This is a genomic window from Streptococcus sp. 2018037 (genome assembly GCF_019754195.1).
GTDB lineage: Bacteria > Bacillota > Bacilli > Lactobacillales > Streptococcaceae > Streptococcus > Streptococcus hashimotonensis.
In genome coordinates this window covers 1-19,763 of the sequence record NZ_JAIJZQ010000010.1, presented here as the reverse complement: position 1 = coordinate 19,763, position 19,763 = coordinate 1, and the positions used below count along the sequence as shown (strand labels likewise).

The window sequence follows — 19,763 nt, the reverse complement described above, 5'->3', positions numbered from 1 at the left end:
AGTTTAGTATACCAAAAAAGCCTAGTTCTCACTAGACTTCTTTCGATTATTCTCGACAATAAACCGCTATAGCCTGACTGACAAAGGCTGCTGTTCCTGGTCCACCTGCTCGGTCGATATTGACTGAAAAACGTTCATCTTCCACATACATAAGACCTAGGTTTCGTAAGATTTCCTTTGTACAGGTGTAGAAATTTTCCGTGATATAGGCCTGCAAGTTGGCTACCTGAGCCTGCACATCTGGATGATCGGCTTCCAAGCTCTGCATTTTTCCAAAAACTTCAAAAATCGCCTGCATCTCTTGGGCAAACACTCGGTCTTTGCTGGCATCGTACCACTCTTCAAACTCGGCATAGGCTGCAGTCTGTCCCCAACGTTCCTTAGCTTCTGCCTTGTAGGCCTCTAGTTGACCGCTGGCAAATGCGTGAAAATCCATGACTTCTCCTCCTTTTTCTGTGAGCAATCTGGCGTGATTGATGATACGGTCCAACCGTTCCCTTTTGAGCTCTAAAAGGCTGATATGGTCCCGCAAGACCTGCTGACGATTGACTTCCGTCACATCCAGAAGCTGCTGAATATCTTTGAGAGGAAAATCCAATTCTCGAAATAATAGAATTTCTTGCAGACGAGCCAAATTCTCCTGATCATAGTAGCGATAACCATTTTCAGCCACAAAGGCTGGTTTGAGTAAACCAATCTGGTCATAGTGGTATAAGGTCCTCACTGTCACTCCCGTCAGCTGACTAACCTGCTTTACCGTCCATTTTTCGTTCATAGAAACCTCCTCTCTATGACCAGTATAAGGGATAACGTAAGGTCAGAGTCAAGAGAAATATTAGATTTTCTTCAACCGATTATCCACAATAGCAATCTCATTTTCCTGACACCAGTCCAGTACAAGTTCTTCGTAGCATTGGGCTTTAAAGGCATACCAGTCTTCCAAGCGACCAAATCTCTCTAGCTCACTCTTAAAACACCTAAAAGCACCGCGACCTCGAATGGCTCGAGATAGGTGGTCAGACAAGTCACCATCAGGCAAATGATAAACATAACGCTCCATGAATGTGTAGGGATTGAAGTCATAATAGGTAGGCAACCGTACAAACCGTCCCATCACATCCTCCTCAATCTCTTCTTCTAAACCATCACGGGATTCAAATCTAAAGTCCTCAACAGACAGGTAGACTAATTCATCCAGGTGACTATCATAATAGTACCTGTCATCTTGATTCAACATCTGCAATGCATCGACCACATCTCGAAACCAAACTGCCATATCCTACCACCTCACTGCATCTAATTCCTCTATCATGGCTTTGCGTCGCGGATACTGGACTTTCCACGAGGTGCGAAGACTTTCACTCACTACTTTTCCATCAGGTAAACCTGCAATTGTTACCAAATACCCTGCCAACTGACGATAGCGACTTCGACTACTAGCCGCCTCCATCTGCTGACTGACAGCTTGGGCGTAGGTATCTCGTAATTGCTCAGGCAGTTTCTCTGATAAGTAGTCCTCGAACCGGTCCAAATTTTCTAAGACCCAGTAACTTGCTGTAATGCGATCCAATAATTCCTGCGGTCGGTCTGCCAATTGCAACAACTTCAACTGCTGTGACTGGAAACGACGTTCCTCCAGCAAATCATCTAAGTAGCTCTGCCATTCTTCCCTAGAAACATAGTCCCGTAACTCCTCTATCAGCCCCAAATCAGTATCCCCAACTGAAAAAATCATCTCCAGCAGTTCGTCTCTAACATTGTCATCCCGCCCCTGAGAACGATATATGTCCCGTAGTTGCTGGCTGTAATCCGACACCAGTCCCCTATACTGGGCATCCAATCGCTTACTCTCCTGTAAGAGGTGAACTGCCCAATCTAGCTGCTGATTTGCTACAGCCTGGGTAATAGCCAGTTTACGAAGTCCAGCCACCTCCCAATGATTAGCCTGGAAGGTCAGCAAGTCTGCCTCACTAGAACCCAATTGGACCAACAACCTGTAGCATAGCAAGGCAATGCGATCACGACGGAACTTCCATGACCAAGAGGACTTGTCTCCTTCTTCTATCGCCTGCAAGACCGCTTGAAAATAGGTCAATTTCTGCTCAAGGAAGGCTTCTTCTTGAAACTCCATTTCCACAAATTCCATGAGAAAATCCTCTGCAACCTCATAGCCACTTAGCTGTCCTAAACACCAGTCGAGTAATTCTTGGATAATCTTATCCGGAGCTACAGTCAATAAATGCTGCCAGTAGCCAGCAAGTCTATACAGCAGACTACCAATCGTTCCATTGGAATCATCCAACTCCTGCTGGCAAATCTGATGATAGAAGGCATCTGATACAGCCAAGAAACTCTCATACTCACACCTATCCAGCAAGGGCTGGAGATACTGATGTATGGCCTTTTCCACGGCCCGCTCGTAATCCCTAGCCTGCCTATACTCGATATAGCCCGTACGCCTGTCCTCAAAAGGAAGCCCCAGGTCTCTGATTTCCTTTTTCACATTTTCCACTTGCTGTGAAGTTAACTGGGCAGAGAAACGCAGCTGAATTCGATTGGCCAGTTCCCTATCTTCTTGAGCCAATTCAAGAAGAAAATCCCGTAGCTGCTCAACTGTCAGTTTATACAGGAGCTGGGCAAGTGACTGTCCCTTCCTATCAACAGCTGGCTGACCCTCCAACTCAGAAATGGCAAACAAGACTGCGGCCATGTGCTTGCAGTGGTTCATCTCCTGAGCATGGGGACACTCACACCACATACTGACCAGCTGACCATGCTCCAAGTCAATCTCTACCTGATAGACTTGACTACCAGAGACAAGGGCATAGTAGCCCTCACCTGTCTCTTCAAGCCCTTGAACAGCATCATCTAAAAACAAACTGCAACCCCTATCTACAATGTGAGGCTTAAAATAGTCCATCCAATTTTCCATGATTTATGTCCTTTGATTTTGCTACTTAAATTATACAAAAAAAATAGGAACGTTTTCAAGTCACCTACAAAAACTTCCTATTTTCTCTAAATTCATCTCACTCCACCCTCACCGGCACTCGCCCGTAGGTCTGCTCTGCTATTGCGTCAGCCCCCAACCGATAGACTGCATCTGCCTGCTGGGTCAGGCTGTCCCAGGGCTCTTTGCCGATCCGTGTCACCAAGTCCACCCGCTCCTTGACGGCCTTGAGATAGGCCTGGCCCCGAGCCGTGAAGCCTAGTACATGGACCGCCTCTGGCAAGGGGGCCTCCACCGCGTTGACCAAGATGTAGGTCAGGACCCGCCGCACTCTCGCCTTGGTGTAGCGTTTGGTCGCAACAGCTTCCACCAACTCCTCCACGGTCGCTACGCTCCCAATAGCAGAGCGGATACGACTGGCTAGCTCATCGTTGACCTGAAAGACCTGACTGAGATCTCGGTGGGTCGTAATCTGGTAGCGGAGCAGGGGAAAATACTGGTCCCAGCTCACCTTGGCCGCCTCTTCAAAAAGATTGGCAGATGGCAAAAAGCCACGCACCAAGTCCAGCTGGTCAACACCCTTTCGGATAGCTGTTGCCGAGGCGTAGGTCGTAGCAACTTCTTCCGAATGAAAACCAGCCCCCTGCCGCTGAACAGGACGGAGCTGAATACCTGTCCCAGCCACCGCCTTAGCGTAAGCCAAGGCCAGAATATGATTGGGTGTATCACCCGTAAAGGTCAGCCCAGCAAATTCCTGCCACATAGCCTGGGTCTTCTGCGGATAGGACAGGCTGTCTGGTAACTGGCTGACAAAGGCTTCCATTTCTGCCGACTTTTCCGCATAGACCTCCGCAATCTTCTGGTAATCCAGCAGTTCTTCCGTACCGAAGACCAACTGCTCCACACCTAACTTGTGTAGAATGTCAATCGCTCCCTTGGCAAAATGGTCAGCCGACTGAACAGACACCAAGAAAGGCATTTCAACCACCAAGTCTGCCCCATGTTCCAGAGCCATTTGAGCCCGTGTCCATTTGTCAATAATAGCAGGCTCACCCCGTTGTACGAAGTTGCCAGACATGACCACGATTTTCAGACCTTCCGCCTGTTCCAGCAGGTATTTATGCCCCGTATGGAAGGGATTGTATTCTGCTATAATCCCTGAAATCATGCCTTAACCGCCTTGAAAAACCACCGCTGGCTTGTTTCCGCAGGAGCCTCATCTTCAAAGTCCGCAAAGACTTCCACAGAAGCAAAACCAGCTTGTTTCAACAATTCTACGTAGGTTTCAATCGGATAGGTCCGCTCTTCATGGACCTCGTCCCGACGGATAAATCGCTCCTCTTGACTGTCCTCATCTTTGACAAAGAAGGTCAATTCGTGCACAATGGAATGCTCATGCTCACCCTCATAGGTATCCCAGACGAAAGCAAAGTCCTCATAGTTTTCATGGTAGCTATAACCTGCAAACACTTCCTCCATTTGATAAATGGAGTGAACATCAAAGAGGAAGGTCCCACCTGGATTGAGAACAGAGTGAACGCCCTCAAACACCCGCAAAACAGCCGCTTCATTTTCCATATAGCACAGGCTGTCCGAGTAACAGGTCACCGCATCGAAGTCGCCGACGCCTTCCAACTCCAGCATATCCGCCTTGGCCAACTCTAACATGACACCGGCTGCTTCTGCTTTTTTCTGGGCCAATTCCAACATTTCATAGGACAGGTCAAGCCCTGTCACCTCATAACCCTTTTGAGCAAAACGCACAGCCTGAATCCCTGTTCCACAGGCCAATTCTAAAATTGTCTTGGTGCCTTGTGGCAAGTTCCGCAAGCTAAAATCTGTCCATTTATCATACAAGCTGTCATCCATGATTTCATCATAGACCGCCGCAAAGGTTTCATAAGTTGCCATACTTCTTCCTTTCGTAAAAAGGGAGCAGGAAAGAACTCTTGGATTCAAAAGAGTTCCCCTCACTCCCACATAGTTATTGATTGAAGCTGAAACAGTCTATCCTCAGACTATTCCACTTCCTACTCCTCTTCTAAAAGTTCTGCGACTTCCAAGAAGCTGCCTTCGTGCCATAATTTTTCAAGGTTGTAGAGGTCACGCATTTCTTCTGAGAAGATATGAACGACTACGCCTCCAAGGTCCAATAGGACCCAGCCACCGTTACTATCGCCTTCTACACGGCTACCCTTGATCCCAACTTCCGCTACCTTTTCACGGATGTTTTCCGCAATAGCCTCCAACTGGCGACTGTTCATGGAGCTGGCAATCACAAAGTAGTCTGTCAGGCTGGTCACACCTTGAACATCAATTACAACAAGGTCCTCAGCTCGCTTGTCATCAGCAGCCTGGACCACAACTTTTACTAAATCTAGTTCTTTCATCTTATCCTCTAATTATATTTTCTAATGTATCCACCTGGGCAAAATTCCATGACCAGATGTTTTGGTAGTGGTCAATCAAGTCCTTGGCATCCAATTTTCCTGAATAACCTGTCGTCGTTCCGTCCTGAATCACAGCTACCTTGTAGTCTAGTTCAAAGGCTATCTTGCCAGAGCCGAAGCCGATTTTCAATCCCATAGGGCTTACCTTCCACAGGCAAATGCTGAATGTCAATGACTAACAATGCTGACTTCATCTTACCCTCCTAACTCTCCGACATAAGCATTATAGGTTTCCAAGGTTTGTGGATAAATGGGAATCCCCTTCTTGGCTAAATAGGAAATGGTTTGGGCAGTTTCATAGGCTACTGCCTTGTCCAAGGACTCTTTTGCGATACGACGCGCCTCGTCCACCCCAGGAAAATCCCGATTGAGTTCGATGTAGTCCGCCACATAGAGAACCTTGTCCAACAAGGTCATCTGCCCAGCACCGATGGTGTGTCGTTGAATGGCTTGGAAGATTTCTTGGTCTTCCAAACCAAAATCTTCTGCGATCTTATAGGCGCCAACCACACCGTGCCAGATGTTATTATCCCAGTTAAGTAGGTCCTTGTCCAAATCATACTTGGCAATCAAGTCCAGAAAGATTTGGTCTTCCACTTCCTTGGCATAATCATGCAAAAGCGCTGCCAGACTGGCTTTTTTCGGATCACAGCCGTATTGGTCTGCCAAGGCAAGCGCTGCCTCTTCCACACCCAAGACATGTTGGAAGCGCGCCGGCTTCATGGCTACACGGATTTTTTCCAAAAGAGCCTGACGGTCAAATGTCAAATCTGCTGCAATCATTGGTAGAGTCCCTTTTCTTCGATATAGTCCAGAACTTCATGGGGCACCATAAAATTCGGCACCCGTCCTTGCTTGATAAAGCTTCGTACCATGCTGGAGGAAATGTCCATCAAGGGCACATCTACCCAGATAACAGGATAGGAAGTCCCTGCCTTGTAACGAGGACGCTGGACACCAACAAACTGCACCAACTGGACCAATTCATCAATCCTGTGCCATTTTGGGAGATAGTCTACCATATCTGCACCGATGATAAAATAATAATCCGTATCAGGATTTTTTTCCTTCAGCAATTTCATGGTGTCGTAGGTATAGCTGACACCACGGCGTTCCAGTTCAATGGTTTCAATCCCCAAGCCCTCAATACCTGCAATAGCCATCTTGAGCATGGAATAGCGATGGTATTCGTCAATGGTTTCTTTCTTATCCACATGAGGCGGAATGAATTCTGGCATGAGTAAGACCTCATCCAACTTCAACTGTTGACGGACCTGGTCTGCCACAATCAAATGAGCATTGTGGACAGGATTGAAATTCCCTCCCAGAATCCCCACTTGTTTGCGATTGGTTTCTTTCTTTTCAACCTCTAATTCAACCTTGGTAAAGGGTGTTAAGAGTTCAATAGCCATAGGCTCTCCTTCTTAGATTTCTTTGACCTGTTTGGAAATTTTACGGTTCTCTTTCTTGCTAGATTGTTTGAATAAAATCAAGATGCGACCGATTTTTTGGACCGTATCCACACCGATTTCTTCTTCCAAGATTTCAGCTACTTCGTGGATGTTTTCATCCGTATTTTGTAGCAAGGTTACCTTGATCAATTCACGCGCGTCCAGCGCCTGACGAACACTGGTTTTAATCTGGTCATTTAGACCATTTTTCCCAATCTGAATGATAGGTTTGAGACTGTGTGCCTGACTGTTCAAAAAGGCACGTTGTTTTGAAGTTAGCATAATTTATTACACAAAGGGCGTTGTAGCAGACTGGGAGACTGTTACAATCGGGAAATAAAGAAAGCAAAGTTTTTCCTTATTGCGCCGATATACTTAGCCCGTGTTCAAATCAGAAGACTTGAACTTCCTTTCTCTTTAATTGTAAAAACTGAAATCAAATACCTCTTATACTCAATGAAAATTAAAATCAGACTAGCTCCAAAGTTTTAGGGAACCTTTGGAGGTCGGAAATAGAGCGAACGAAGTTCGTCTCTCCAAGAGCAGATTAAACCCTACTACTTTCACGTTTTCAGGTAGCAGGCTGTAAAGCTCCACTGGAGCTTTACACTCATCAAATCAAGTCAACAACGTCTGCTTTTAATTTTCGAAGAGTATTAGATAATCGCCTTGCGGATCACCACATCCACACCCTTAGGTGCCCAAGCAGCAATCTTAGCCTTTTCATTGACACGAATCCAACCAAGACCTGAGAAGACCACATCCGTCTTTTCGTTGATGGTAAATTCATGACGAACCAATTCAGGAAATTCTTTCAATTCCTTGCTGGTTGGCGGCACTAAAAGTGAGCCCGCATGTTTCTGGTAAAATTCACTAGCTCCTTGCAACTTGGTGCGGTGGAGTTGGAGCTCATTGTCAAAGAAGGCTGTAAAACCTTGGCGTTCACCAGCCACAAAGTCAAATCGTCCCAGACCAGCCAAGAACAAGGTTTGTTCTGGATTGAGCTGGTAGGTCTTTGGCTTGATTTCTTTCCGGGGGCTGATGTACTTGAGGTTTTTAGCCGTCAAATAATGGGCCATCTGGTGACGATGGATAATTCCTGGCGTGTCATAGATGTATGAACCATCATCCAGAGGAATTTCAATCTTATCCAGCGTCGTTCCAGGGAAACGTGAAGTCGTAATGACATCCTTGTCCCCTGTGATTTCTTGGATAATAGCATTGATCAAGGTTGATTTGCCAACGTTGGTCACGCCGACCACATAGACATCCCGTCCCTTGCGGTGCTGTTCAATCTTTTCAATCAAATCCTTGATGGCCTGCTTGTTTTGAGCAGAAGTCAAGACCACATCAACTGGTCGCATGCCGATTTCATGCGCCCGTTCGGTCAACCACTGAGTGACCTTGCCTGTCTTGACAGACTTGGGTAAAATGTCCTGTTTGTTGCCGACCAACAGCACATCATTGCCTGAAATAAAGCGAGGCAAACCAGGAATGACTGAACCATTGAAATCAAAAATATCAATGACATTAACCACCAAAGCATCACTTTCTCCTACGCTATGGAGGAGTTTTAAGAAATCGTCATCCGAGATATTGACATCTGAAATCTCATTGTAATGGCGCAAACGGAAACAACGTTGGCAGTAGAGTTGCCCTGTTTCCAGGCCTTTTTCTAGGGCTGATTTAGGTGTAAAACCAGCGACAGACTTGTCTAGCGTCTGAATCTGGGCACCACAGCCGATACAAAATAATTCTTCCACTTACATCTCCTTCTTGTAGTCTATCGCTCCATATTTAGCGATGATTTTTTTCATGGTCCGTCGCTCACGCCAACGGTTAATCTGCGTATTAATAGAGTCCGTCTTTAGCAAGGGTTTGACCAAGACAGACTTGAGACCAGCTCGCTTAGCAGCCCGAATGTCCGTCATCAGCTGATCGCCAATCATGACCACTTCATGTGGCTGGACATCATAGCGTTTCAGGGCACGGTTAATCCCAAAGGTGAAAGGCTTGAGAGCAAAGGCTTCAAATTCAATCCCAAATTTTTCAACCGCCCGTTTGACACGTTCGTATTTATTGTTTGAAACCACCACAACAGGAATACCTGCGTCCTGCAAATCATGTAACCACTGGCGCATCTCTGGCGTACCATCGGGATTGTTCCAAGCAATCAAGGTATTATCCAAGTCAACAAACACTACTTTTATGCCATGTTTTTTCAAGCTTTCGACGGTCACGTCATAAGCCTTTTCCAAGGCAAAATCTGGCATGTAATTTTCTAAACTCACTATCGACTCCAAAGTTTTTTATCAGACAATTATACCATTTTTCCCAAAAAATTGCGAACAGAGAACCAAAAGGAAACCACCCGGTAACACCGAGTGTCTATTCTTACTCCTGTTTATACTCTTCCAAAATCCAATCCATACCCAAAATCGTCGCTGCATGTCCATAATCTGCATGACTATCGTCAAAAAGGCGCCATATCAGAGCACGATAGGTTAATTTTTTAGCATCATAAAGACTGTATTGCTCTTGGTATACCGAAAATGACTGACAATCCTTCCCTTTCGGCTCCACACCTGTTGTTTTTGCAATTGCAATCAAACTGTCATAGTTATGATAACACAGGGTACTAATCAATGATTGAGCTAAGCGAACGGCATAATCCAATGCTAAATCACTCATCTCCACTGCTACAGTTCTCAATTCTTTACGTAGGGGATTCAATAAAGATGCAGCAGTTTCTAGTCTGTATACCGGACTTTAACAAACAAAAATGAAAACAGCCGAACGTATCGACTGCTTCCGTGGAGATTATATGAAAAAGAATAAATATATTGTATCTTCCAATGCTTAAACAAACCTTAACTTCTAAACATTTCTGAATAAACTTCGATTATTATTCTGTAATTTATTTCAAATTCAAAGCTACCTTACCAAAATAATCTCGTTCCATGTACTTGATTGATTGGTAATGCTTCTAATAACGTTGGCACATTTTCCACAGTCAATCCACCGCCAACAAGAACTTCAATTTTTCCATCCGCATAGGCTTGAATGTCTCGTAACCAATCGATATTCTGCAAAGCTGAACCTGTCAGACTTCCACGCGTCAAAATCCGTGTCACTCCATGTTCTGCCAGCCAATCAAGAGCCTCAAATTGGCGTTCGTGAGGAATTTGGTCAAAAGCCATGTGAAAGACAATCTGACAGTCCTGCGAAACAGCAAATAGTCTTTCCAAGGCTGCTTCGTCCAACCAATTTTCCTCGGTTAACAAACCGTAAACCAGACCATCTGAACCTAGTTCAATCGCTACTTTACAATCTTCAACCATCATTTCCACCTCAGCTTCATCGTAGCAAAAATCTCCACCTCGAGGGCGAATCATGGTCATGACTGTGGCTTCATTCTCATGAGCCAGTTGACAAACATGTTTGATTACTCCATAACTCGGCGTCGTTCCTCCGACTGCCAAATTATCACAGAGTTCAATCCGTTTAGCTCCTAGGGATAGGGCCTTCATCACACCTACATGATTTTCGGAACAAAATTCTTTAATCATCTTTATTCCTTTCAAGTTTTTTCTTTAGTATAACAAAAAAAGAGTATATTAACCAATACTCTTTTGGGCAACCAATATATCTTTTAAAGAAATAAGTAAAACAGCAAGTAAAATCAACAACATTCCAACAAAATCAATTGCATAAAATTGCTCATTGACCAACCATACTGCAAAAAAGACAGATGCAATCGGCTCAATCGAGGCCAAAAGACTACCATTGACAGGACCAACCATACTGACGCCTTTAAGAAAGGCAGTATAGGCAAAAATCGTCCCGACTCCGACAATACCTAGCAGACCCAGGAAACTTCCACCATCAGTAGGAAGACGATGCTGCCAAGTTTGCAAACCAAGCGTGACTACAAAACCACCCATTAACATCCCTAAACCAATCACCGTTATACTGCCGTATTGGCGGATCAATTTACCTGGCAAAATAATATATAGCGCATAAGTAAAAGCTGAGAAGATTCCCCAGAACAAACCGATTGGAGTCACTGCCAATTCATCTAATTTGCCATGAGTCGCAATCAAAAAAGTTCCTGCTACGGCTAAGAGAATTGAAATCAACTCAATCCCTGATGGTTTTTCCCTATTTTTCAAACAGGTATAAGCCAAGACTAAGATAGGGCAAAGGTATTGTAAAACCGTAGCCGTTCCCGCATTGGTATGATAGATGGCTTGTAAATAAGCCATCTGGTTAAGAACCAGACCCAACATCGCAAAAACAAAAATTCCCAACAAGGCTTTTCTATTTTTCAATACTATCAACAGCTGTTCTTTCGCTGTAGCATAAGCCAGGCCAACGAGAAAGAATCCCGATACCAACAAACGCAGGGAGGTAATCATATCTACTGAAACACCACGTGACATCAAGTACTGTCCACTCACTCCAGACAAGCCCCAGGCTATACCTGCTATTAATGTAATCAGTGTCCCCAATCTCTTTTCCGCCATCATATCTCCTTCTCACACTGTGAATACTTCCATTATACCAAAAGAGCAGGACACCGTCCCACTCTTTCTTGCAATTATGTTGCTAAACCTACAAATTCTACGAATCGTAGAAAGGCTGCCTGTCCTTCTGGAGTTCGTTTGTAGACCCCTGCATCTTCCAATACACGCGCGAAAATTTGTCCCACTGACTCACGAACAACTTGATTGACAGTTTCTTCCGTCACATCTGGGTGAGCTGTTTTCAGACTTTCCGCCCAAGACTGATGATAGTCAGCCACCTGACTAGCTTGACCCAGTAAGAATTTTTCTACTTCAGTCAATTCTGCCTTTAAACGTGGGGGTAAAATCGCCAAGCCCATTACCTCAATTAAGCCGATATTTTCTTTCTTGATATGTTGCACATCCGGATGTGGATGATAGATGCCATCTGGAAATTCTTCCGAGGTTTGATTGTCGCGGAGAACCAAATCCAGCTCGTACAAATCTCCTCGTTTCCGAGCAATCGGGGTGATGGTATGATGTGGAGTTCCATCCGTCTCAGCCTTGATCTGAACGCTATCATCTGAGTAGCTCCGCCATTTTTCCAAAATCTTAGTCGCTAAACCAAGAAGCAATGGCTTATCTGCTGAACTCAAGCGAATCACCGACATGGGCCATTTGACAATGCCTGCCGAAACGGACTCAAAGCCGTCAAAGACCAGCTGGCCTTCTATCGGAGCCTTTTCCATAGCAAAACTGTGCCGCCCACCCTGATAGTGATTGTGGGTCAAGATGGAGCCACCCGAGATTGGTAGGTCTGAGTTGGAGCCGACAAAATAATTTGGAAAGATGTCCAGCAAGTCCAAAAGCTGTTCAAAGGTTTGGGGACTAATGACCATCGGCACATGTTCCTGATTTAGGAAAATAGCATGTTCATTGTAGTAAGCATAGGGCGAATACTGGAAGCCCCACTTTTCCTGACCAAGATCCAAGCGAATAATACGGTGGTTGGCGCGTGCTGGATGGTTAATCCGTCCCTGATAGCCCTCATTTTCCATACAGAGTAGACATTTGGGATAATTGCTTGCTTCAGCTTTCGTAGCAGCTGCAATAGACTTGGGATCCTTCTCAGGTTTAGACAGATTGATTGTGATTTCCAAATCCCCATACTCTGTCGAAACTTGATAATAGATATTTTTCGCAATCGCAGCCATCTTGATATAGTCATTGCGCTTGCTCAATTCATAGAAGTCGCCAATCGCTTGCTCTGGACTGTCCTGATAGGTCTGCCAAAAATCACGATTGACCTGACTCGGACTCGGTGTCATCAAATCCATCAAACAAGCCCCAACCATGTCCTGCTCTTCCAGCAATTCACCCACAAAACCAGTTCGAACTCCATGAGCCAATAGATCATCTTTTAATTCAATCAAGTCCTCTAAATCTGTTTGAACTGTTAAAACCTGGTCCCCGACCAAAGCCAAGACCCTATTGCGCAGGTAAAGGGCATCCATTTCTTCAAAACCACTGTTGGCAATGACCTGCTCAACAAAACGATCCACCAATCCTGTCATCATTTCTCCAATCTATTATTAAAAATAGTCTTTCAGTTTGAGAAGAGGCTAGGAAACAAGCCAATACCACTTCTCAACGTTCGTCGCATCCAGTCGATAAACTTACATATAAGTCACTTCTGTCAACCTAATAAAAGACAAAATGAATGACTATAAGACGCGAGAGCCTCCAGCAATTTCCGCTACATAGAAGCTTGGTTCATAGCCAACAACCTCTGTATAGGTCTTACCAACATTTTCAGTAAAGGCATCAACCTTGTCCTTATGGACAATGGCAATACCACAGCCACCGAAACCAGCTCCTGTCATCCGAGCACCAAGAACGCCTTCTTGCTCCCAAGCTGTATGAGCCAAGGTATCCAATTCCAAACCTGTCACTTCATAATCATGCTCCAAAGAAACATGAGAAGCATTGACCAAACGACCAAAGGTTGCCAAATCTCCTTCTTCCAAGGCCTTACGAGCCTGCAAGGTCCGTTGATTTTCCAAAACAGCATGGCGGGCACGCTTGATACGGTTTTCATCCTTAATCAAATAGCTATATTGATCAAAGGTCCATTCATCCAATTCTCCCAGAGTTTGAATATTCAAGACTGCATTCAATTCTTCCACTGCTTTTTCACATTCCGCACGACGCTCATTGTACTTAGAATCTGCCAATTCACGACGCTTGTTGGTGTTCATGATGACAATCACATGGTCACCCAAGTCAAGTGGCACCAATTCATACTCCAAGCTATTGGTATCAAGGTAAATCGCCCGATTATCCGCTCCCATACCGATAGCAAACTGGTCCATGATACCAGAATTGACACCGATAAAGTGATTTTCCGTTTGTTTCCCAATTTTCACCAAATCAAGACGAGTCAATTCTAGACCATACAATTCTTCTGCGATGATGCCAATCAAGAGTTCCAGAGAAGCTGATGATGACAAGCCTGAACCATTTGGAATGTTACCGTAAACAAAGACTTCCATACCTGTATCAATGCTATGTCCTGCTTCTTGCAAGAACTTAAGAACACCTTTGGCATAGTTGGTCCAGTTGTCCGCCTTATCAAAGACCAGATTGTTCAAATCCACTTCGATAATTCCAAGCTCTTCAAAGTTTGCGGAATAAAAACGTAGAAGCTGGTCATCACGTTTGCGAGCAGCTCCGTAGGTCCCCAAGGTAATAGCCGCAGGAAAAACATGACCACCGTTATAGTCAGTATGCTCACCAATCAAGTTAATCCGACCTGGTGAGAAGAAAGTTGCATCTGCCTCTTGACCAAACACATCGAGAAAGGCTTGCTTGAGTTGTTCTTTATCCATAAGAACCTCCTAGATTTTGTAATCGTTTTCTATATTGTACAACTCCAATTTTAAAAAGTCAATAGTTTTACTAAATATTTACTAATTTTGTTTTTAAAAATTTATTTTTTATGCTATACTAGATACAAATAGACAGGAGAAGAACATGGTTACAATCAAAGACATAGCAAAACAAGCCCACCTTTCCTCTGCCACCATTTCCAGAGTTCTAAAGGGCGACCTGACCCTATCCGTCAGCCCAGAAACCCGCGACCGCATTTTCAACTTGGCACAGGACCTGGGCTACACCAAACACCTCAAAAAACAAGCACCCCAACAAAAAGGCACCATCGGTATTGTCCAATGGTACACTGAGAGTGAAGAGCTGGCTGACCTCTACTACTATTCCATCCGTGCCAGCATCGAGCAGACAGCCAGCCTTCTCGGCTATCAAATCATCCGCTCCTTCAACGACTTGACCAATCCCCTCCTTCAAGGATTGGACGGCATCATCGCAGTTGGTAAATTTTCTTCTGGGCAAATAGCAGAGCTGACCAACTTGTCTTCCAAGCTAATCTTTGTAGATTCTGATACACTGACCGAGGGATTCTCCTGCGTCACAACTGACTTTGAACACTCTGTTCAGACAGTTATCGACCACTTCCGTTCACAAGGTCTGACTGATATTGGCCTCCTAGTCGGACAGGAAGAAACCACAGACGGACACCAACTGCCAACAGACCCCCGCCTGACTGCCTTTCGTGACTACCTGAACACCTTGGGCATGCTCCAAGAAGACTACATCTACCAAGGAAAGTTCTCCACCCAGTCAGGCTATGAGCTGATGAGCCAGGCTATTGCCGACCTGGGTGATCAGCTGCCCCCAGCCTTCTTCATGGCAAATGATACCCTAGCTGTCGGTGCCCTTAGAGCCCTTCAAGAGCACCAAATCGCCGTGCCAGAACGGGTCCAACTCATCACCTTTAACGATACAGCCATCACGCGCCAAGTCTACCCAGCCCTGTCTTCTATCAGTGTCTTTACTGACGAAATGGGGCAAGAAGCCATGCAGCTGCTGGACCGTATCATAACAAGTCCAACGCCCCACCACCCCCGTAAAATCAAACTGGGTACCCAGCTGGTTATACGGGAAAGTTCTTATTAAAAAGGTATAAGAAAAATCTTCCTACCAAATTTTTTCGATAGGAAGTTTTTTTATTTTAGTATTGTCTTCTAGCTCTATCAGCATCTGTTCTAGCTTGTGCCGCCCTCAATTGGTCTTGATGATGTTGGGTCTGTCTTGCACGTTCAGCTGCTATTTGAGCCCGCCTTTCTGCCTCAATCATTTTTCTACGTACTTCTTCGTTCTCCGCAGCAGCTACATCTAGTGAGTTATTATCAACTGGGACCGTTCCGCTTGGTCCCATTTCTCTCATTGTTTTATACAATTCTTTTTCGAGATAATTCAAAAACGGTCTCATCAAACGAAACGTAAATACAGATAGTTTCCAATAGACTTTAAGGATTGACTTTACAATGTTCATCACTTACCCTCTACGTCTTCTTGCAGCTGCAAGACCAAGACCAGATAATACTGCCACACCTGCGAGCGCCAATAGACTTGTTTGCTCCCCTGTGTTTGGCAAGGTCTTAGCTCGTTCGACACGTGAGTAGGTCACTTTTTCTCCAGTAGCTGTTTGTGTCACGGTCACACCTGCTTGTGGGTTCATCACCACAACTTTACCGTCAACAACCTTCACATCTTGACCTTTTGTAACGGCATCTTTAACCAAGTCAATATCGACAGCTGGTTTTGCGTCAGTAATTGGTGCATCTTTTGGTACTGCAACAACTGTTCCGTCTGGAAGAGTAGCAATGATGTTATCTTTTGCTTTGTCTTCAAGTTCTTTAACTGTTGCGTACTCAGCTTGAAGTTCTGCTAATTTATCTTTTTCTTCGTTGAGTTTAGCAGTAACAGTTTCAAGTTTAGCTTGTGCAGTTTCAGCTTTAGCTTGTGCTTCAGTAAGAGCAGTTTGTTTTTCAACAAGAGTTGCTTTTGCGTCAGCAAGAATTGCAGGAGCATTCAAGTAACCGTTCAATTCTTCAGCAAGTGCTTTTGCTTCTTCAACCAAGCGGTCTTTTTCTGCAAGAAGTGCATCACGCTCTTTGTTCAAGCTATCAAGGGTTGCTTGTTGGCTTGCAAGGTTAGCTTGAGCTGTTTTAAGAGCTTCAGCTTTTGCAGTTGCAATAGCTTGTGCCGTAGCAAGGTCAGCTTTAGCAGTATCAAGAGCTGCTTTCTTTTCAGCAAGATTTGCTGAGAAGTTGTCAACAGCCTTTTGAGCGTCTGCTTTGCGAGCGTCAGCGTTTTGAAGAGCAATAGTTGCAAGACGCAAGTTATTTTCTGCTACCTGTGTTTGAAGTGGTGTGGCAGTAGCATCAGCAAGAGTTTTCTCAGCTTGAGTCTTCAATTCAAGTGCGGTAGCATAGTCTGAGCTTGTTTGAGTCAACTTAGCTTTTGCTTCATCAGATGCAGTTTGTGCTGCTGTAAGAGCTGCTTGAGCTTGAGTGAGTGCTGCTTGGAGTGTTGCTGGGTCATTTGGGTTGGTGATTGGGGTGCCAGTGTAGATACCAAATACATTGATTGAGTACAATTCACCAGCAATGATACCAAATGAAGCACCAAAATCAGATACTTGTTTTTGGATATTATTTGAATGACCCCAATTTGATGGTGCATCAGCAAAAGCTTGAGCCATTACAAACTTGTAGATTTCTTGTTTGACATCATACATTGTCATTGATGTACCAAATTTAGCTAGTGCAATTGGGCCACCATTTTCACCAAAGTAATCACCTGGTAAATGACCAGCTGTTAGAATATCTTGGTTACGAGCTACGTATTTGTCCATTTGGTCTTGAGCAGCTTTCATTGAACCTGTATTTAGTTCAAATGCAGGCAAACCAAGTTGTTGACGAATAGCATTGATTACTTGCAAATTGTAAAGTGCAAGTTCTTCTGCTTGCTCTTTTGTGATATTTGTGAAGTCAACAATTTTCGTTTTATTATCTTCACCAATCTTAGTTGAAGATTGTTCAATAGCAGTAGCACCAGAATCAGTCATAAAGTCTGAGTCACCTTCAGCTTTATCAGCTTTGAATTGAGTCAAGTCTGCGATTGTAACAGTATCCACATTTGCAAGAGCGTCTGTTGCTGATTTTACAGCGTCAGTAGCCTTATTTACTGCTTCAGTTGTTGTTTTAACAGTATCTTGTGCAGTAGTCAATTTTGCTTTTGCTGTATCAACAGCGTCTGTTTTAACTGCAACGTCAGTTGTTGCTGCATCAATTTTAGTTTGACGGTCTGCATCTGCCTTTTTAGCGGTATCAACGGCTGTAGTAGCAGTTGTAACATTATCTTGTGCTGTTTTGACATCAGCTGTAGCTTGGTCAAGGGTTGCTTGAGCTTCCGCAAGACCAGTACCAGAAAGGGCATCTTGTGCTGCTTTGACATCAGCTTCTTTAGATGCTACTGTGGCATCTGCTTGGTCTTTTTCTGCTTGGGCAGTATCAACGGCAGTTTGAGCATCTGCAACAGCTTGTGTTTGTGATGCGATTTCAGCATTGACTTGGTCTGTCTCAGCAGTGTTTGCTGTTTGGTCAGCAAGGTTGGCTGTTTGGTCAGATTGGTTAGCAGCAATGTTTTCTGGTGTTGCTTTAGCAGCGTTTGCTTCTGCGTCAGTTACAGCTTGGGTTGCAGTATCAACAGCAGATTGTGCGTTAGACACTTCTTGATTAGCTGTGTTTACTTCAGCTTGAGCTTGACCTGCTTCAGTAGCAGTAGCGTCAACAACAGCTTGTTGTGTATCCACTTCTGATTGAACTTCAGCAGCAGTTTTTGGTGCTTCAACAGCAGTAGTTTCCGCTGTTGGTATTTCAGTTGCAACTGGTGTTTCAACGATTGATGCCATTAATGATGCTTCAGCTTCTTCATAAGAAGAATAAGTTTCATTTGGTACAGATTTTACAATTTCACCTGTAGCATTGTTGACAGTTTGCCATTCACCAGTAACACGGTTTAATTGAATTCCATATTGTGTATTTGCTGATACGTTAGACGCACCAACGGTTGCAAGGGTGATAGCAGCACCTGTTGCTAGAGTTTTAAGTGTTTTTTTGTTCATAGTTTTCTCCTGAGTTGCTGTTAGGATTGGTTTGACTGTAAAGTCAAACCTTGATATAGGTAGTATATCAAGCGATTTGTGCTCTATATTTTTCAAAGTATATCATAAATTTCCTTCCAATTGTTTCTAGAGAAAACTATAGGTTCAATATTGCAAAATAGCATCGAAAAGCAATGTATTTTTTTTTTTGAATCCATAGGTCATCTTTTTGTAGATTTTTATCCTAGTTTTAAGTATACTAATCTAAAAAAAGATTGAAAGGAATATTATGTCGAATCTATACCCGTTTGGACCAACCTTTAAACAATTACGAGAGAAAAGAGGGCTTAGCTTAAAGGAGGCTGCTTCTACGATTGTATCACCGTAATTTCTGAGTCGTTTTGAAAAGGGAGAGAAGGGAATTTCCCTTGAAAACTTTAACCGTTTATTGATTGTACTCGGCTTAGAATGGAAGGACTTTGCAGCTGCATTTGCAGATAATGGCGGAGATTGCATCGAATTTCCTGCTTACGAGTTTTCCAAACATGTCACAAATGAAGAAGACATATTTCGCTATCTTCCTGAATACGAAAAATTATTTGATCGATACCTAACTGACAATCCTACACAGGCAGACATATTGCTAAAGATAATCAAGCTGGGACATTATCCAACCATTTCCAAGTCAGAAGAAACCGTTGAAAAAATTCAACCTGTTATCAATCACCTGATGAAGCTTGAGACCTTTACTAGTTCCGAGCTGGAATTATACTGTCGTATCGTCAATCACTGTCCCTTGGAATTGGTGGAACACATGACGAAACAGCTCCTGTTTATGTACAAACAAAGTGCAGATACGGACACCTATATTCGTATCTTAAATGGACTGACCTTCACAGCCAAACACTTTTCCGAGCAAGGCTATCATCTAAGGGCTGATAACATTATTAAAGAAGTGAAAAAGCTTCAAACATTTGAACGTGGTTATTTAGCTATACCTCTCATGTTCCTTGAGGTAGAACATATCTACAATCAATTCCGCTGGAATAAGACTGAAGCTATCGAACTCGCTAAAAATATGTTAAATTACTTGGAAAGTGCTAAATTTATTGACCAAAATTATTATTCGAATTTCATCAAAGCCTTTATCTATAATTGCAACAAACTAAACAAAACAGGCAAGGATTTATATTAAGATAAGCACAAAAAAACCGAGAGTTCTGACTGATATACTCCCCTTATAGTGGACAGTGAAAAAACAAAAATTTTCACTAGAAACTATAAAGGGAGTTTTATTATGTCCAAAAGAAGTCCAAAGTCTGTCTCTGAGAAACTAGAAATTGTTCTACTCCACTTGGAAGCTGGGAAATCACTTAGCTG

20 protein-coding genes and 1 pseudogene are annotated in these 19,763 nt (G+C 43.9%); 2 read left to right on the top strand and 19 right to left on the bottom strand.

Annotated elements, in window-relative coordinates; translation table 11 throughout:
• Positions 1–46: 46 nt before the first annotated feature.
• From K5Q29_RS05310 to K5Q29_RS05230, 17 genes and pseudogenes are all read right to left on the bottom strand, one after another.
• The gene (locus K5Q29_RS05310) at positions 47–775 is read right to left on the bottom strand and encodes a MerR family transcriptional regulator (RefSeq protein ID WP_221877041.1); all 729 of its coding nucleotides are present in this window, start codon (positions 773–775) and stop codon (positions 47–49) included.
• A 60-nt stretch (positions 776–835) separates the two neighbouring features.
• A complete protein-coding gene (locus K5Q29_RS05305) occupies positions 836–1,276 on the bottom strand; it encodes a UPF0158 family protein (protein WP_105139114.1) in 441 nt (146 codons plus the stop codon).
• Positions 1,277–1,279: 3 nt separating this feature from the next.
• Positions 1,280–2,932, bottom strand: coding sequence for an SWIM zinc finger domain-containing protein (locus K5Q29_RS05300; protein WP_105139113.1), 1,653 nt, complete (start codon positions 2,930–2,932; stop codon positions 1,280–1,282).
• Positions 2,933–3,029: 97 nt separating this feature from the next.
• Positions 3,030–4,118 carry a nucleotidyltransferase gene (locus K5Q29_RS05295; RefSeq protein ID WP_105139112.1) on the bottom strand — a complete coding sequence of 363 codons (1,089 nt, stop codon included), beginning with the start codon at positions 4,116–4,118 and terminating at the stop codon, positions 3,030–3,032.
• Complete coding sequence (locus K5Q29_RS05290) at positions 4,115–4,861, bottom strand: class I SAM-dependent methyltransferase (RefSeq protein ID WP_105139111.1); 747 nt, start codon at positions 4,859–4,861, stop codon at positions 4,115–4,117. Before K5Q29_RS05290 ends, K5Q29_RS05295 begins: the two co-directional genes overlap by 4 nt.
• Before the next feature lie 119 nt (positions 4,862–4,980).
• Positions 4,981–5,340, bottom strand: a complete 360-nt coding sequence (gene rsfS / locus K5Q29_RS05285; RefSeq protein WP_024407250.1) for a ribosome silencing factor — start codon at positions 5,338–5,340, stop codon at positions 4,981–4,983.
• Between the two features lies 1 nt (position 5,341).
• Positions 5,342–5,506, bottom strand: a pseudogene (locus K5Q29_RS05280) (cysteine hydrolase); the annotation flags it as partial.
• Positions 5,507–5,595: 89 nt separating this feature from the next.
• Positions 5,596–6,183 carry a bis(5'-nucleosyl)-tetraphosphatase (symmetrical) YqeK gene (gene yqeK, locus K5Q29_RS05275; protein WP_221877040.1) on the bottom strand — a complete coding sequence of 196 codons (588 nt, stop codon included), beginning with the start codon at positions 6,181–6,183 and terminating at the stop codon, positions 5,596–5,598.
• Positions 6,180–6,812: a nicotinate-nucleotide adenylyltransferase gene (locus tag K5Q29_RS05270; protein ID WP_014637492.1), complete on the bottom strand. Its 633-nt coding sequence runs from the start codon at positions 6,810–6,812 to the stop codon at positions 6,180–6,182. Before K5Q29_RS05270 ends, yqeK begins: the two co-directional genes overlap by 4 nt.
• Positions 6,813–6,824: 12 nt before the next feature.
• Positions 6,825–7,136: a ribosome assembly RNA-binding protein YhbY gene (gene yhbY, locus K5Q29_RS05265; RefSeq protein WP_024379048.1), complete on the bottom strand. Its 312-nt coding sequence runs from the start codon at positions 7,134–7,136 to the stop codon at positions 6,825–6,827.
• A 371-nt stretch (positions 7,137–7,507) separates the two neighbouring features.
• Complete coding sequence (gene yqeH / locus K5Q29_RS05260) at positions 7,508–8,614, bottom strand: ribosome biogenesis GTPase YqeH (RefSeq protein ID WP_105139109.1); 1,107 nt, start codon at positions 8,612–8,614, stop codon at positions 7,508–7,510.
• Positions 8,615–9,142, bottom strand: coding sequence for a YqeG family HAD IIIA-type phosphatase (locus K5Q29_RS05255; RefSeq protein WP_105139108.1), 528 nt, complete (start codon positions 9,140–9,142; stop codon positions 8,615–8,617). It abuts the gene before it with no gap.
• Between the two features lie 103 nt (positions 9,143–9,245).
• Positions 9,246–9,542: a hypothetical protein gene (locus K5Q29_RS05250; RefSeq protein WP_239515186.1), complete on the bottom strand. Its 297-nt coding sequence runs from the start codon at positions 9,540–9,542 to the stop codon at positions 9,246–9,248.
• A gap of 248 nt (positions 9,543–9,790) precedes the next feature.
• Entirely contained in the window at positions 9,791–10,420 is a 630-nt protein-coding gene (locus K5Q29_RS05245; protein WP_105139106.1) for a copper homeostasis protein CutC, read from the bottom strand.
• Between the two features lie 48 nt (positions 10,421–10,468).
• Entirely contained in the window at positions 10,469–11,377 is a 909-nt protein-coding gene (locus K5Q29_RS05240) for a DMT family transporter (protein WP_105139105.1), read from the bottom strand.
• Positions 11,378–11,451: 74 nt separating this feature from the next.
• A complete protein-coding gene (gene galT, locus K5Q29_RS05235) occupies positions 11,452–12,933 on the bottom strand; it encodes a UDP-glucose--hexose-1-phosphate uridylyltransferase (RefSeq protein WP_105139104.1) in 1,482 nt (493 codons plus the stop codon).
• Positions 12,934–13,080: 147 nt separating this feature from the next.
• Positions 13,081–14,244: a galactokinase gene (locus tag K5Q29_RS05230; protein ID WP_105139103.1), complete on the bottom strand. Its 1,164-nt coding sequence runs from the start codon at positions 14,242–14,244 to the stop codon at positions 13,081–13,083.
• A 145-nt stretch (positions 14,245–14,389) separates the two neighbouring features.
• Between K5Q29_RS05230 and K5Q29_RS05225 the strand changes: the two genes are divergently transcribed.
• Positions 14,390–15,388 (top strand): LacI family DNA-binding transcriptional regulator, encoded by a 999-nt coding sequence (locus K5Q29_RS05225; protein ID WP_105139102.1) that lies wholly within the window; start codon positions 14,390–14,392, stop codon positions 15,386–15,388.
• A gap of 55 nt (positions 15,389–15,443) precedes the next feature.
• On the opposite strand, the gene K5Q29_RS05220 is transcribed toward K5Q29_RS05225, so the two are convergent.
• Positions 15,444–15,692, bottom strand: coding sequence for a hypothetical protein (locus K5Q29_RS05220; protein WP_172699629.1), 249 nt, complete (start codon positions 15,690–15,692; stop codon positions 15,444–15,446).
• A 78-nt stretch (positions 15,693–15,770) separates the two neighbouring features.
• On the bottom strand, positions 15,771–18,404 hold the full coding sequence (locus tag K5Q29_RS05215) for an SEC10/PgrA surface exclusion domain-containing protein (RefSeq protein WP_105139100.1): 2,634 nt from the start codon (positions 18,402–18,404) through the stop codon (positions 15,771–15,773).
• 427 nt (positions 18,405–18,831) lie between these two features.
• Between K5Q29_RS05215 and K5Q29_RS05210 the strand changes: the two genes are divergently transcribed.
• Positions 18,832–19,578: an XRE family transcriptional regulator gene (locus K5Q29_RS05210; protein ID WP_239515185.1), complete on the top strand. Its 747-nt coding sequence runs from the start codon at positions 18,832–18,834 to the stop codon at positions 19,576–19,578.
• The last annotated feature ends 185 nt before the right edge of the window (positions 19,579–19,763 follow it).